At 48.6% G+C, this 13,857-nt stretch carries 15 protein-coding genes; 2 read left to right on the top strand and 13 right to left on the bottom strand.

What is annotated here, in order from left to right:
- Positions 1–58: 58 nt before the first annotated feature.
- The 4 genes from DS731_RS00325 to DS731_RS00310 all read right to left on the bottom strand — a co-directional run bounded on the left by DS731_RS00325 (position 59) and on the right by DS731_RS00310 (position 5,307).
- A complete protein-coding gene (locus tag DS731_RS00325) occupies positions 59–2,536 on the bottom strand; it encodes a putative bifunctional diguanylate cyclase/phosphodiesterase (protein WP_119499470.1) in 2,478 nt (825 codons plus the stop codon).
- Position 2,537: 1 nt separating this feature from the next.
- Positions 2,538–3,719 (bottom strand): hypothetical protein, encoded by a 1,182-nt coding sequence (locus DS731_RS00320; RefSeq protein WP_232373451.1) that lies wholly within the window; start codon positions 3,717–3,719, stop codon positions 2,538–2,540.
- On the bottom strand, positions 3,716–4,123 hold the full coding sequence (locus DS731_RS00315) for a hypothetical protein (RefSeq protein ID WP_119499469.1): 408 nt from the start codon (positions 4,121–4,123) through the stop codon (positions 3,716–3,718). The genes DS731_RS00320 and DS731_RS00315 overlap by 4 nt, the downstream gene beginning before the upstream one ends.
- Positions 4,124–4,305: 182 nt before the next feature.
- Positions 4,306–5,307, bottom strand: a complete 1,002-nt coding sequence (locus DS731_RS00310) for a glycosyltransferase family 9 protein (RefSeq protein WP_119499468.1) — start codon at positions 5,305–5,307, stop codon at positions 4,306–4,308.
- Between the two features lie 93 nt (positions 5,308–5,400).
- Here DS731_RS00310 and DS731_RS00305 point away from each other — a divergent pair, with 93 nt between their 5' ends.
- Both DS731_RS00305 and coaD read left to right on the top strand, forming a co-directional pair.
- Positions 5,401–6,114 carry a 3-deoxy-D-manno-octulosonic acid kinase gene (locus DS731_RS00305; protein ID WP_119499467.1) on the top strand — a complete coding sequence of 238 codons (714 nt, stop codon included), beginning with the start codon at positions 5,401–5,403 and terminating at the stop codon, positions 6,112–6,114.
- A gap of 58 nt (positions 6,115–6,172) precedes the next feature.
- The gene (coaD, locus tag DS731_RS00300; RefSeq protein ID WP_119499466.1) at positions 6,173–6,658 is read left to right on the top strand and encodes a pantetheine-phosphate adenylyltransferase; all 486 of its coding nucleotides are present in this window, start codon (positions 6,173–6,175) and stop codon (positions 6,656–6,658) included.
- An 89-nt stretch (positions 6,659–6,747) separates the two neighbouring features.
- On the opposite strand, the gene mutM is transcribed toward coaD, so the two are convergent.
- The 9 genes from mutM to radC all read right to left on the bottom strand — a co-directional run bounded on the left by mutM (position 6,748) and on the right by radC (position 13,789).
- The gene (gene mutM, locus DS731_RS00295) at positions 6,748–7,557 is read right to left on the bottom strand and encodes a bifunctional DNA-formamidopyrimidine glycosylase/DNA-(apurinic or apyrimidinic site) lyase (RefSeq protein WP_119499465.1); all 810 of its coding nucleotides are present in this window, start codon (positions 7,555–7,557) and stop codon (positions 6,748–6,750) included.
- 13 nt (positions 7,558–7,570) lie between these two features.
- Positions 7,571–8,164 carry a hypothetical protein gene (locus DS731_RS00290; protein ID WP_232373449.1) on the bottom strand — a complete coding sequence of 198 codons (594 nt, stop codon included), beginning with the start codon at positions 8,162–8,164 and terminating at the stop codon, positions 7,571–7,573.
- Positions 8,165–8,263: 99 nt separating this feature from the next.
- The gene (gene rpmG, locus DS731_RS00285; protein WP_012516577.1) at positions 8,264–8,419 is read right to left on the bottom strand and encodes a 50S ribosomal protein L33; all 156 of its coding nucleotides are present in this window, start codon (positions 8,417–8,419) and stop codon (positions 8,264–8,266) included.
- Positions 8,420–8,430: 11 nt separating this feature from the next.
- Positions 8,431–8,667, bottom strand: a complete 237-nt coding sequence (gene rpmB / locus DS731_RS00280) for a 50S ribosomal protein L28 (RefSeq protein ID WP_119499464.1) — start codon at positions 8,665–8,667, stop codon at positions 8,431–8,433.
- 300 nt (positions 8,668–8,967) lie between these two features.
- Entirely contained in the window at positions 8,968–11,073 is a 2,106-nt protein-coding gene (locus DS731_RS00275) for a YjbH domain-containing protein (RefSeq protein ID WP_332311121.1), read from the bottom strand.
- The gene (locus DS731_RS00270; protein ID WP_119499463.1) at positions 11,070–11,801 is read right to left on the bottom strand and encodes a capsule biosynthesis GfcC family protein; all 732 of its coding nucleotides are present in this window, start codon (positions 11,799–11,801) and stop codon (positions 11,070–11,072) included. Before DS731_RS00270 ends, DS731_RS00275 begins: the two co-directional genes overlap by 4 nt.
- Positions 11,798–12,481 carry a YjbF family lipoprotein gene (locus tag DS731_RS00265; protein ID WP_161599055.1) on the bottom strand — a complete coding sequence of 228 codons (684 nt, stop codon included), beginning with the start codon at positions 12,479–12,481 and terminating at the stop codon, positions 11,798–11,800. Before DS731_RS00265 ends, DS731_RS00270 begins: the two co-directional genes overlap by 4 nt.
- A 104-nt stretch (positions 12,482–12,585) precedes the next feature.
- Complete coding sequence (locus DS731_RS00260) at positions 12,586–12,942, bottom strand: hypothetical protein (RefSeq protein WP_119499461.1); 357 nt, start codon at positions 12,940–12,942, stop codon at positions 12,586–12,588.
- A gap of 169 nt (positions 12,943–13,111) precedes the next feature.
- The gene (gene radC / locus DS731_RS00255; protein ID WP_119499460.1) at positions 13,112–13,789 is read right to left on the bottom strand and encodes a RadC family protein; all 678 of its coding nucleotides are present in this window, start codon (positions 13,787–13,789) and stop codon (positions 13,112–13,114) included.
- Between the last annotated feature and the right edge of the window lie 68 nt (positions 13,790–13,857).

Below are 13,857 nucleotides of genomic sequence, written 5' to 3'. Positions count from 1 at the left end.
CGGGGAGTGTAAATTTTTTCGCACACCTTTGCCCGGCATTTGCGGATTATTTCTGAGATCAAAACTCAAACTGATGCTGAGAACTGCCAGCGTTGCGTTTATCCACATTTTGCCAGCAGCCGTCTTTGACGTTTTTCTCCAGCCGCTCCCAGAGTTGCGCTTCAGGAATGGGCGGGCTGATTAAATAACCCTGGGCCTGATGACAGTAAAACTCTCCCAGTTTGCCCAGTTGTTCCGGCGTTTCCACCCCCTCAGCTATCACGGTTCTTCCCAGACTTCTGACGAGGGCGATGGTAGATTCCACAATATTGGCATCTTCCGGATTATCCAGCATGCCGCTGATAAAAGACTGATCGATCTTTACGTAATCTACAGGCAGGGATTTCAGGTAACTCAACGACGAATAACCGGTGCCGAAGTCATCGATAGCCACCAGACACCCCATATCCTGCAAGGCTTTGCACACATCAATGGCGGAATCCATATCAGACACCAGCGCGGTTTCTGTCAGCTCCAGCTCCACTTTATCCGGAGCCAGCTCATAGAGTGCCAGTTGCTGGGCCAGAAAATTGGGCAGTGTGATATCTGAAAACTGTGCAGCAGAGATATTAATTGCCATTTTCAGTTCACTGTATCCACTGATATTCAACTCATTGAGAATACGCAGAGAACGGGTGAGTACCCAGTAATCCAGTTCCAGCATAAACGGCGTATTTTCCAGCATGGGAATGAATTCCCCCGGAGAAATATATCCTTTTACCGGGTGATACCAGCGGATAAGCGCTTCAAAGCCTTCCAGCCGGAAAGTATCAATACTGATTTGCGGCTGCAATGCCAGACTGAACTGGTTTTCTCTCAGCGCCACACGGGCTTCCCGCTCAAGTTCTACTTTACGCATGACCTTAATATTCATCGATGCATCGTAAAGTTTGAAAGAGGCGCCTTTCAATGCTTTGGCTTCATACATGGCAATGTCAGCATGCCGCAACAGCTCCATCGCCGTTGTTTCGGGCTGATTAGTGATGGCAACACCGATACTGGTAGACACGTAAAACGGCAGGGAATCTACCTGAATAGGCCGTGAAAACACGTTAATAACCGATTTCGCCACCGCTTCCACTTCACTTTTATCACGGACTTTGCTGAGTAAAATAACAAACTCATCTCCGCCAAAGCGCCCGACCAGGTCGTGTTCACCTACTGCATTGGCTATACGCTCAGAAGCAGCATGAATTAATTTGTCGCCGACATCATGGCCGTGACTGTCATTGACCTTTTTAAAATCATCCAGGTCGAGAAATAACACCGCAGCCAGCCCCTGATCACGGGTGGCGTTCACAATGTGTTTTTCAATCTGAAAGGTCATCATTGTGCGGTTTGGCAGGCCTGTCAGGCCATCAAACATGGCCATGTTTTCAAGCTGGGCGTTCGACGCTGCAATCTTTGAATCCTGTTCTTCCAGCCGTTCAGCAAGGTTATGCGCCGTTTCTTCCAGCAAATCGAGTTCATCAGGGAACAGCTTGTCTTTCCATTGACGGCGAAAACTACTGCCATGGGAAAACTCCTGATACCTGTGTTCTGCCAGTAACGGTAGCCGCTCCACCAGCTGAAGCAACTTGGTTTTATATTGGTGGATAAGTAACAGCAGCAAAACAGTAAAGAGAAAGAAAAGTGTGATGGCTGTACCGATAACCATGTTCTGGTAGGCGTTTACCGACTCAACGACCGCCGTAATATCGCGGATAAACAGAATGTAGTAATGCTGTTCAGACATAGGCAGCAAGCTCACCAGCAGGCGCTTCTTATCCTGTTTGACCAGCACGCCCCGTTCAACCATCCCTTCAGTGGTGGCATCTGAAGGCGTCGCCGCCAGTACAGTATTGACGATTTGTTGATTCTGATTCGACAACTGACTGACAATTTTTAAATCAATATTGTCAGCGCTGTATCCTTCGTAGCGCACAATGGCAATTTTATAAGCGCTGGAAAACTGGGAAAGTGCAGCCAGAAGTTCACCGAAGCTGGAACTGAGCACCAGCACCGCGATTTGTTGATCTTCTATCATGATGGGCGCGGTCACGTAGCGGTAACACATCTCACGACAATCAAACCGGTTCTGCGGGCGAATTTGATCCCGGGTATGTTGCTCCATCTCCGGTATGAACACGGGCATCTTTTCACGGTTACCGGTTATCAGCTTACCGTCTGCATTGAACAGCCACATGTCACTGATTTGCAGGCTGACATTCAGCGCATCCTCAGACTCTTTCAAAGCGTTAAGTAATTCCTGCTCTGATAAGGTTTCGGTATGGCCCCAGCGGGAAAAAGTTTCCACCCAGACCAACAGCCTTACAGTGAACAATTCGTCCATCCATGCCATCTGACGCTGATTTTTAAGCTGGAAGTCTTTGTGCTGCTGCTCGATATTGCTTTGCGACTGCGCAATCAGCATTACCGCGATAGCGACTGTTACAGTAAGCATCATTGCAACGACAATGCTCAGTAATTTGGTGGTAACCGATACTTTAACTTTCATATCAGAACCAGTACATAACCTGTACTGCCCACATTCGCCAGTACTCGGCTGTGTCTGGTGTATTCTGAGGGCCGGGAATGCTTGTCAGCCGGCCGGCTCCGTTTACCCAGTGGTGCTCAGCCTGGATACGCCAGTTGGGCCTTGGATCCCACTGAACGCCTACCGTAGCGGTTTTCTCATAGCCAAAATAAGCAGGAATGACACCACCGGTTGCCGCTTCAAGCTTTTCACCATCACGATCATTGCGGTCGGAGACATACATGTCGTATCCCAGCGTCAGGGTAAACTGAGAATTAAGCATGTAACGGATCTGCGCATATCCCCCTTCCCCTTTATTTTCATCAAAGAAGGCTGGTGAATAGCCGCCGAAATCACGACTGTGATTACGCTGCAGCTCTGCATTAAACTCCCAGTTTTCCGCATAGTAAACCGCAGACAACGTATATAACCTGACAGTCCTTCCGCCCTCGAACAGGTTTTCATTGGCTGATGGATGGTAAGTGAAGTCGGAATCCAGCCAGCTTGCGCCCAGTTGCCAGTCCAGTGACGGCGGCTGCCAGAACACACTGAACTGATGGGCATAGTCCTGCTTCAATTCTCCCTGTGCAAATTCGCCCAGCAACGCTTTTGTCTGATAGCTGCTCATGGGGGAACTGCCGTAACTCCAGTTTATCTTCAGATTTCCCTCGTCAGAGGAGCGGTACAATTGCAGTAACACTCCATCACTGCCCAGCGCTACATCACGGAAATTATCGAAATAAATGGACTGCGGGAGAATGATAGTAGAACGGGTTTGCGGTACATCCCGGGTGGCGGAATATAACCAGTGCGGACTTTTAAAACGGCCCAGGTTGATATTTGCGGTCCAGTTTTCCATATCAGGTAAACGCCAGTCGACAAACAAATAGTCAATTCTGGCACCGCGCTCATAGCGATTACCGCCATTCAGATAAACAGCCTGCCCGACCACAGCAAGGGAAGCGTTCATGTCGTAGCGCATGTTTATACCCAACTCAGTGAGGTCAAAGCTGATTTCATCATCTTCATGGATAAAGTCGCTGTCGATTGACTGGCTTATTCCCTGAGAGAGAAACCCGTGCCAGCTGAACGCATCTTCAGCCAGGCAGTGCCGGGCGACCAGTGAAGAAAAGAAAAATACAAAAATGGCAGGAAAAGACTTCATGGTACGATAACCTCCCTGACGTCCTGCGACCAGGTACCCTGATACGCATAGCCGACGGCGCCCGGCGTGCTGGCTACGGCTTCCAGCACTTCAGTTTGAGTTGCGAGAGTCTTAGGCCGTTCTCCCTGACCGGAATAAATAATTTGATTCCACAGCCTTTCCAGCTGATAGGGAAACATTTTCAGCACTTGCCGGCAAAAGTCCCGGTGAGCATCTGAATTTGATTCCAGCACATACACCGTAATTTTTGTGCCATCGGGCCAGTACTGTTTGCGGGCTGAAAAAATATCGCGCACTTCACTGCGGGTAAGTTGATGTTGCTGAATATTTTTATTCAGAATCACTGCCGCTTCAGAAGCATGGGCTGAAAAAGTGATACACAGAATGATGCAGGCTACAAGCATCCGTAGCAGCGGGAGACCCTGTCTGGTCGCAACGTCCTGGCGGAAGAAAATGAGCAAATGACACCTCATCCTTAAAGAAACGTGTCTGATAGAATTTTGCGTATATACAGTGTAGAGGGTTCTGGCCATTTTGCGTGATTTTTTTTGAGGAAAATCACATTCATACAAAATAACCAATAAATCTACAGCAACTGGTCAACCATTTGAATAACACTGGCTGTTGAAATCCGGGACATCAAGTCCGGTCCTTTCGCTCTTGTTCCCCAGGGCAGTGATTCCCAGGATTTGCCGGTTTGCTCCTTAATACACTCATCGTAAACCGACACGACGCGCTGTAAATCATTGTACGGGCCGGTCCGGCGGGGATTAGAGTGGGCGTATAAACCGATAACCGGAGTGCCGGCCATCGTTGCCATATGTGCAGGGCCGGTATCCGGTGCGATCACCAGTGATGCCCGCTCAAGCACGGCCAGCATATCGTGCAATGAAGTTTTACCTACCAGGTCGCGGGCGATATGGCTGGTGCAACGTAAAATGGCATCGGCAAGTTGCCGGTCAACTGGCCCGGGGCCACCGCACAGTATCACAGGAATGCCTTTTTCATGCAGGTGGTCAGCAACCGCCGCATAGCGCTCAGGTAACCAGTTTCTTTCAGCTTTGCTTGCTGCAGGGCTGATTACCGCATAACGGCGATATTCTTCTGCCAGTTCCGCGGCAAATTCAAAAGCACTTTCAGGCAGGGGTAAATCCCACTCAGGCTTTCCGGCTGGAGGCAGACCAAGTGCGTCGCCGAAATCCATGAAGCCGTCCAGAACATGCGCATGCTGCCTCGCTTTGACCCTTTTATTGGCAAACAGCCAGTGAAGCTCTTTGCTTCTGGCCCAGTCGAAGCCGATCCTCTCACGGGCCTTGATAACCCTTGAAGCCAGGTTCGCTCTTAATGCCACCTGCATCATCAGCAATGCATCAAAATATTCTCCGCTGACGGCTTCGCGCAGGGCATTAACGGCCTGTTTGCCCTGCTTTTTATCGAACACGATAAAACGGACGTCCGGCAACATTTTCATCAGCTCATATTCAATTTTGCCGATGACCCAGGTTAACTCTGCATCCGGCCAGTGTTGTTTTATCCGATGGACTAACGCCGCCGCATGGCAGACATCGCCAATAGCAGACAACCTCATCAAACAAATCTTTTTCTTCAAGGACCCACCTCTAAAGCTGAAAACTGTGAAATTTTCATTACAATGACCAATTTACCACATTAACGATGTAGCATGGCGATAAAACAAGTGTCAGCAGGCAGTCACCATATCCTGACCTGCGCAGATGAATATCCGCAAATTACACCGCAGTGGTTTGACCCGCAATGGTGGCAGGAAAAAGGTGCAGTTAACGGTCAGGCGAAAGGCCGGGGAACCACGTTATTTCTGGACGTAGACGGAGAGGCGCTTGTGCTGCGCCATTATCGTCGCGGCGGATTACCGGGCAAGTTGCTTGACGACCAGTATGTGTTTGGCGGACTTGAGGCAACACGTCCCTTTAAAGAACTTCGTTTGCTGTCAGCCATGCGTGACCAGGGTTTGAACGTCCCCCGCCCGGTGGCCGCACATGTACAGCGCAGTGGTCTGGTATACCGTGGGGATTTAATTACCGCAATGATTCCTGAGAGTCAGGATCTGCATGCTGTGCTATGCCGCCAACCGTTACCGGAAGACAGATGGTTCGCCACAGGTGTTGCCGTAGCCAGAATGCACCGTGCCGGTGTGTACCATCACGATTTGAATGTGAGAAATGTGATGATAGATAGTCGGGAAGAAATCTGGATCATTGATTTTGATCGCTGTGACTTCCGCGCCGGCGATAAATGGAAAACCCGAAACGTGGCGCGTTTTTTACGCTCACTGGTTAAAGAAAAAAATAAGCATGCCGGATTTCACTGGCAGCAAAGCGACTGGAATGCCTTTCTTGAGGGCTTGCAATCTGTGTGATTGAAACTCAGCCCGCAGACAGGTAATTTCGTTATCTCTACAGAAAAGAAGACACACTATGCACACACGAGCCATTTACCCGGGCACTTTTGACCCGATAACAAACGGGCATGCAGATTTAATCGAGCGTGCTTCCCAAATGTTTTCACATGTCATTGTGGCTATTGCGTCAAACCCCAGCAAAAAGCCACTTTTCTCGCTGGAAGAACGGGTGGAGATGATTCGTGAAGTCACCAGAGACTTACCTAACGTAGAAGTGCGTGGCTTTACCGGACTCCTCGCCGCGTTTGCTGATGAGATTAATGCTACGATACTCATCCGTGGTTTGCGGGCGGTGTCGGACTTCGAGTACGAATTTCAACTGGCGAATATGAACCGCCGCCTGAATCCGAAGCTGGAAAGTGTGTTCCTGACCCCGGCAGAAGAAAACTCGTTTATCTCATCCACGCTGGTCAAAGAAGTTGCTTTGCATAAGGGTAAAGTCACTGATTTTTGTCATCCGGTCGTGGAAGAAGCGCTGAAGCAGCGCTTCCACGGTAAGTGATGGCTGGCAAAGTGTGATGAACCGTCTGCCGCAGAGATGCGGCAGTCAGGACCCGCTGGATGGGTTTACGCCGTGTTTCTCAATGAAAGCTATTTCTGGCACTCCGGACAGTAGAAGGTATTGCGTTGTCCAATCACCACGCTTTTGATTTCACTGCCACACACTTCACACTCCTTTCCGGCACGGCCATAGACTCTTAAATGCTGGGCGAAATAGCCGGGGTTACCGTCGCTCTGAGCAAAATCTTTCAGTGTAGTACCGCCCTGTTCAATGGCTTTTGCCAGCACTTCTTTAATGGCGTCTGTCAGCACAGCATAACGTTTTGCGCTGACACGACCAGCTGCCCGGCGCGGGTCGATACCCGACATAAACAGCGCTTCATTGGCATAAATATTCCCGACTCCCACTACCACGTCATTATCCATGATGAAGGTTTTCACCGGGCTCTTTTTCCCTTTTGCCAGTTCCACCAGCCGTTGTGCATCAAAATCGTCTGTAAGCGGCTCAGGCCCCAGTTTCAAAAGCAGTTTATGCATCTCACCTGTTGGCTGCCATAAACAGGCTCCGAAGCGCCTGGGATCGTTAAAACGTAAGCATTTACCGCTCTCAAGCACAATATCGATATGATCATGTTTAACCGGCGGATGCGTGGCGTCAATCACACGTAATTTACCGGACATACCCAGATGCAGCACAATCTCTCCGTTGCCGGTATCTATCAATAAATATTTCGCCCGCCTGCGGATGTTACGGATTTCACAGCCCTCAGCTTTAAAAATATCATCCGGTACAGGCCAGCGAAGCCGCTTATCACGCACAATGATTTTGCTGATTGTCTGATTCATCAGCCAGGGCGAAATGCCGAGGCGGCTTACCTCAACTTCAGGTAATTCAGGCATAGAACATTACTTCCTATTGATCCCAGGGTAGTAAACCGGTGAGTGTAGCATCACTCAGGCGGTACCAGGCATTCTCTGTTTTCACCAGCGTTTTATCTTGTTGGGGATAAAAGGCAAACACCAGGCCGTCAGACTGGCCGGCCAGCCATACCACTGCTACCAGAGGCTCAGTGCGCGGCTCCGCCGCCATTTCCTCAGGCTGCAACGTTGCTGAACGCCAGGCGCTGATTTGCTGCGCGGGAGTAGTGACAATCTCCGGGTCCGGAGAAACCTGCCGCCAACCCTGTCCGTTTCTGACCAGCTGGCTCTGCCCCTGCTCTATTTTTAATACATAAGCGTCTTGCGGGATCAACGGCACCACGGCGGGCGCTTTTGCCGATGGCAGAAATGTATCCAGATTGAACAAGGCAATCATAAGCAACATAGAAAATATCACTACGTTGTTCATACCGCGCTGTGAAAGAAAAGCCATAAAGTTACTCACTAAAGAAACCGGAAAGGCTCCTACACCTGCTGTCAGCGCCCGTTCAGAAACACGGCGTAAACCCATCCATGGGGCCTCGGCTGCCGCATCCCTGCGGCAGACGGTTTCTGAACGGGCGCTCACTCCGGTGTTGCGCCTTTTCCGGTAAGATTAACGCACTGGAGGCTAAACGCAAAAAACCCGGCAAGAGCCGGGTTTTCGTGGAGACAAAAGCAAGTTTTATTACTTGATTTTTGCCTCTTTGAACATAACGTGCTTACGCACAACGGGATCGTATTTTTTGATCTCCATTTTGCCAGGCATGTTACGCTTGTTTTTGTCAGTGGTGTAGAAGAAACCTGTACCTGCTGAAGAAACTAATTTAATTTTATCACGCATTGTCGGCTTCCTTAGATTTTCTCACCACGGGCACGAAGATCAGTCAGAACTGAATCGATACCCTTTTTATCGATGATACGCATGCCTTTAGCAGACAGACGCAGTTTAACAAAACGGTTTTCGCTCTCAACCCAAAAACGGTGAGTTTGAAGATTTGGCAAAAAGCGACGACGAGTCGCATTGCGCGCGTGCGAACGGTTATTACCAACCGCTGGACGCTTACCAGTAACTTGGCATACTCTTGACATTGTATTTGTCTCCAGAACTACAAAACTGTCGCGCCAATCGATCCCACCTAATAAGTATTCCGGGTCAGTTGACGATATTACGATAAATTAGAGGGCGCATTTTATACAGCAAACAGACGCAGATTTCAATAAAAAAGGCTAAAAACCTTCTTTTCATCGCGACATTTTTTACGCTAACTCATTTTTTAGCCGCGCGCAGACCATGAAAATTCATCCGTCACGCACAATCGGGGGCGCATAATACCACCTAAAATCGATCCTGTAACGATCTGATCGCAGATCTTTTACTCAATGATCAGATCAATCCAGGAATGACGATCGCGCATTCGTGAAATCAATCAGTCTCGCCGGCCGTCTTAACATTTGTCCGCCATCACGTGAAATCGGGATCCAGGGGAACGTACCACGCCCTTTCGCCGGCTTCAGCGTAAATAAATCCAGCGGCACGGAAATATAGAAACCTTTGGTAAAGCTTCCTTCTCCGTACTCTTCTGACGATACATCGGTAAATGCAGCATACGCTCCCACCACAATACCGCTGTCGAAGCGCTTGGCGAAATCAATATTCACCCCTTTGTCCTTAGCAAGGAACTGTCCGGCGCTCACCGTCAGCATGGTGTCATCCAGAAACTCAGGTTCCCAGTAAGCACTGATGTGGCCGGTGAAGGCTGTATAGTCCAGGAAACTGAACTGATCATCATAATCACGCTGCTTAACGTAATTTATGTCCACACCAAACGCCAGAGAACTGTCTACAGGACGCCAGAGTACTTCACCACCAGCACCGCCGTACATGGTTTCCAGGTAGCCACCGTAAGCCTGGGCGAAGAAATCATTGCCAAGGCTGTCATTCCACTGCATGAAGGCGGTATCAACCCACAAGTCATTTTCCACATATTCACGCACGTAGGTTCGTACACGGGGAAGGGTTGAGGTATCCTGGTCAACGGTAAAACTGAACTTGTCGAAATTGTCGAAGAGTGTGGCGCGGATACTGGAAATTGCAGTCCAGTTCTGGTTTATCGCATAGCCGCCACTCAGGATCAGGCCGCCCTGATAAAGATAAAAATCTTCCGGGTTACCGAATGTCTGCGTATAGAAGAAGTCGACAGAATGGAACAATCCGCTGGTTTTTTCCGGATCATACTTATCGAGTACATTGTCTTCCGGCGCCTGTCGCGTGTATGTCTGCTTAATATCTGCTTCGATATCTTCGTATTTAGCAGCCACTTTAAATGCATCCGCATCAATGACAGTATCCACCAGCGGTAAACGACCGGCATTTTCGACGATATGATAAGACTTCACCGACTCAGGCAACTCAGATGCAGCAATACGTCCAATCCGCTCAGCCGCCTCATTTTTATCACGGTATGCAATCTGATTACCGTAGAAAATGGCTTTATCTTCTTCGATAGAGGCATCAGAAAGAATAAAGCCGCCATCAAATGCCAGGTCACGGTATAAGCGGCGCTTATTAACGGAATCCACACCTGTAGCAGGTTTTGACTGCACGATATCTCTGGGCGGCTTATCTATTTTCACCTGTTTAGCGGTATTCATATTGAAGTGATAAGTCACACCAAATCCGAATGTATTTCCGCGCTGATAGTTTGCAGAGAAGTCGAATCCTTTCCAACGGTACACGGCACCGATGTTAAAGCGGGTATCCTGCTCCAGTGCACCCGCCCGGTCATTGGTATAATTGTTCCCTTCGTATTCCAGCTTGAGGCGCAGAGGCTCCCAGGGAGTCTGATACTCAATACCACCAAATACAGCCATAGGGCCTTTGAAGAATTGCTGATAGTCAACTTTACCGCCCCGGCCTGAGAATCCGGTCGGTCTGTCACAGTAACTGTCTTTCAGCTTACAGAAAGGATTAGTAATATCGTCGGCAGTGCCCATATAACCCCAGCCAAGGCCAAGGTGAAAGTCGAACGGCCCCCAGGCTTTTGATGCTGTGACATATTCGCTTTCGAAAAAACCGGTGCCACCAAAGTCACGGAAACCCAGCGACACTTCAGGGAAATAAAACCCTTCTTTCAATAATCTGAATTTTACATCCAGACCCTTGTCTTTCAGCGTTTGATCGCCACTGAAACTTGGTACATCGCTGTAAAGCCGGGTACGTACGTCGGTATAACGGGCAGTGGCCTGCATCCAGTCGTACAACTGTAAATTCACCGACCAGAACCGGTATTCCTGATTGTCGGTGTAATTAATAAATAAATCACCTTCCTCACCCATTCGCGAAGTTGGTGTCTGTATCAGTCCGGTTCCGCCCTGCACCATCTGTGAAGGCTGAACCTGTAGCGTTACGCTGTCGTTACTCATCGCAGCACTACTAAAACAGGCAGCAGCAACAGCTACCGCACACCGTGTGTGCGTTCCTTTAAATTTCATCATGGCAGCACCCTGTGAACAGCAAGACTGGCCACTTTTTCATTTAAATCATCAACGTCAGGCGATAACAACCAGGTAAACAACGGCACGTAAATTTGACTGCCGGGCATGACTTGAGAATAAGATTTCCCCCAGTACGCGATATTCTGTTTAGTGATTTCTCCGCGGGGGGAAATGACATACACATAATCAGGGTCGGCATAGCCTCTCAGGTTCACCCCTTCAGCGTAATCTGCCGGCGTACTCTGATTACGGTATTCATATGACCCCGGCGTTTTCACCATGCCACTGAGCCACACGGTATCCGGTCTGCCAGTAAGGTAAATGGCGTAATTCCCTTCCTGAAGCATAGGATTTTGCTTCACGTCAAGCCGGGCCGCGTTCCGGTTTAACTTAACAGGCAGGCGTTTTGCCAGCGTCCAGTTTTCTACCTGTCTTTTAAGCGCATTCAGTGCAATCGCTTTTTCGTCGTTCACACTTAAATCTACAGCTACCGCATCAATGGACTGCAATACGTCTTTACGCATGGCTTCAACGTCTGCAGTGTCTTCGCTGTAAATAGCACAGGCGGGCCAGTACCAGTCGCCATTTTTTGCCGTGGTCTGCAAAATAAGAGACAGCCTGACCGGATTAAGATAACGGTACTGCTGACCGTTTACTTTTACATTCACCGATGCCAGCGTGGATGCACTGAATAATGAGATAATGATTAGCGCCATCAATCCTTTCATGGCTTCACCTCCTGACCATCAATCAGTCTCTGGGCACGACTCAGATACGTCATGGTAATTAACTCTCCGGCCGGCGATAACAGTTGTTCAGATTTCAGCATTTCACCACTTTTATCATCAAACCAGTAACGGTTTACCCACTGTGTCCCCGTTTCATAAAACGGGCTGGCGCCGTTAAAATTAACAGTTTGTTCAACCAGATACACAGAAAATTCATGATCCATAACCGTTAACTGGCTTGCCTCACCGCGCTGCCAGACAGTTTGTACATCCAGTCCGTAGCCATAATTTTCAACGTCCACCAGATAATCCCATGACAACGCTGCGCCGGTTGGATCAAACAGTGGATTAGCCAAAAGATCTGAGTGATAAATTAAATCGTTTGCGAGTCCGTGAGTTTCGGTAATCACGCCCTTTTGCATGGATAGTAAGGCATGATCAGCGGATACCCAGGTTTGTGTTTCACCTTCGATATAGGCCAGCGCCATGATGATCTGCACACGATCACCATGTTTAACGGCCATTAAATCCGCTTTGCTTTGTCTCAGAGTTTCAGAGGAAACGGTATTGTCAGATTGCGTGAAGGCCAGTTTGAGCGTGTCGTAATAAGCTTTATTCGTGCTGGAACAACCGCTGACCAGTACCAGGGCGAACAGAGAAGAAAGAATCCTGCGGAACATATTCCTAAACATCTTATTAGTAAAGCGATGAAAAAACGGCGGGGTACACCAGAAATAAAAAAGCCGCTCCGGTTAAGGGGCGGCTTTCAAAATACATTCAGAACTTACTGAGGTGCGTAAGTATAAGTTACTGTGATAGGAGTAGTAACTGTAATAGTTTGCGTACCAGATACAGTAACAGTGTCAGTTACTGTAGTCGTTGAGCCAACACATACACCGTCAACCAGCTCGTCACCATCGTTACAAGTTGGATCTGGATCTACAACATCGTCCAGGTCAGCTGAACCACGGTTGTTGCTCACGATTGCGCCTAATACGCCCAGGCCGATAACACCAGTAGCAATAGAACCGGCAGTCATGCTACCAGCAGCTCCAGTGGAACCTTCCCCAGAATTGTCTTGTGCAACAGCACCAAAAGCCATGGTTGCACCGATGACCAATGAAATTAATGACTGTTTCATAATTGTCCTTTATTAAAAATCCACCGACGCACTATCCTAAAGCATTTGTCACTAAGTGACTACTCTCCAGGCATAATTTGGTCGTAAAAAATATACGTTTCACATGCTCGTCGCATGGATCGCCGACGATCTGTCAGGATCGTAGACTTCAGTATAGCAAGGTTCAAAATTACATCAATCCTTTCTGTGCTAAAGAAAACACAGAATTATCTCCCACGATAAAATGATCTAACACACTGACATCAATAAGATTGAGCGCATGTTTTACATCCCGGGTAAGACGAATATCGGCATCGCTGGGATCTGATACGCCGGAAGGATGGTTATGGACCAGAATGACCGCAGCGGCGTTGTCATCAATGACCTGCTTTACAATCTCACGGGGATACACGGCTGCTGCATTCAATGTGCCGGTGAAAAGTGTTCTGAAAGCAATAAGATGGTGCTGGCTGTTTAGGCACATAATGGCAAAATGCTCTTTATACTCATGACGCAGAGATGCCAGCAGGAAGGCTTCTACATCACTGACATGATTAAATACCGATCTCGATTTCAACGGAGTTTCCAGCACTCTGCGGGATATTTCCGATACTGCGGCAATTTGTGCATAACGCATATCGCCTACTCCTTTGATATCACATAAACGAGCTTTTTTTGCACACACTACTTCCCGCAGAGAACCGAACTCGTCCAGTAGATTACGCGCGATACACAACGCCCCTGCACCACCCATACCGCTGCCAAATAACACTGCCAGCACTTCAGCATCAGAAAGGGCTGCCACGCCTTTTTCAAACAACTTTTCCCTTGGCCTTTCAGCCAACGGCCATGTTTTTAACCCGGTCATATCTGTTCCTTTATCATACGGAACAACAGCCTACGCTTTAACAAACAAGCTCACTACTGGCTGCAATG

Origin of the sequence: Alteromonas sp. RKMC-009, from assembly GCF_003584565.2 — a bacterium.
In the GTDB taxonomy this organism is placed as follows: Bacteria; Pseudomonadota; Gammaproteobacteria; order Enterobacterales; family Alteromonadaceae; genus Alteromonas.
Note: the sequence above shows the minus strand (reverse complement) of the source record. Positions and strands in the feature narration are given on the sequence as shown.

What these genes read in the sequence shown, in the direction of transcription:
- DS731_RS00320 (WP_232373451.1), bottom strand. Translation starts at nt 3,719, where the DNA reads ATGAAGTCTTTTCCTGCCATTTTTGTATTTTTCTTTTCTTCACTGGTC.
- DS731_RS00275 (WP_332311121.1), bottom strand. Translation starts at nt 11,073, where the DNA reads ATGATGAAATTTAAAGGAACGCACACACGGTGTGCGGTAGCTGTTGCT.
- DS731_RS00315 (WP_119499469.1), bottom strand. Translation starts at nt 4,123, where the DNA reads ATGCTTGTAGCCTGCATCATTCTGTGTATCACTTTTTCAGCCCATGCT.
- DS731_RS00305 (WP_119499467.1), top strand. Translation starts at nt 5,401, where the DNA reads ATGGCGATAAAACAAGTGTCAGCAGGCAGTCACCATATCCTGACCTGC.
- DS731_RS00270 (WP_119499463.1), bottom strand. Translation starts at nt 11,801, where the DNA reads ATGAAAGGATTGATGGCGCTAATCATTATCTCATTATTCAGTGCATCC.
- DS731_RS00265 (WP_161599055.1), bottom strand. Translation starts at nt 12,481, where the DNA reads ATGTTCCGCAGGATTCTTTCTTCTCTGTTCGCCCTGGTACTGGTCAGC.
- DS731_RS00260 (WP_119499461.1), bottom strand. Translation starts at nt 12,942, where the DNA reads ATGAAACAGTCATTAATTTCATTGGTCATCGGTGCAACCATGGCTTTT.
- rpmB (WP_119499464.1), bottom strand. Translation starts at nt 8,667, where the DNA reads ATGTCAAGAGTATGCCAAGTTACTGGTAAGCGTCCAGCGGTTGGTAAT.
- radC (WP_119499460.1), bottom strand. Translation starts at nt 13,789, where the DNA reads ATGACCGGGTTAAAAACATGGCCGTTGGCTGAAAGGCCAAGGGAAAAG.
- rpmG (WP_012516577.1), bottom strand. Translation starts at nt 8,419, where the DNA reads ATGCGTGATAAAATTAAATTAGTTTCTTCAGCAGGTACAGGTTTCTTC.
- DS731_RS00325 (WP_119499470.1), bottom strand. Translation starts at nt 2,536, where the DNA reads ATGAAAGTTAAAGTATCGGTTACCACCAAATTACTGAGCATTGTCGTT.
- mutM (WP_119499465.1), bottom strand. Translation starts at nt 7,557, where the DNA reads ATGCCTGAATTACCTGAAGTTGAGGTAAGCCGCCTCGGCATTTCGCCC.
- coaD (WP_119499466.1), top strand. Translation starts at nt 6,173, where the DNA reads ATGCACACACGAGCCATTTACCCGGGCACTTTTGACCCGATAACAAAC.
- DS731_RS00310 (WP_119499468.1), bottom strand. Translation starts at nt 5,307, where the DNA reads ATGAGGTTGTCTGCTATTGGCGATGTCTGCCATGCGGCGGCGTTAGTC.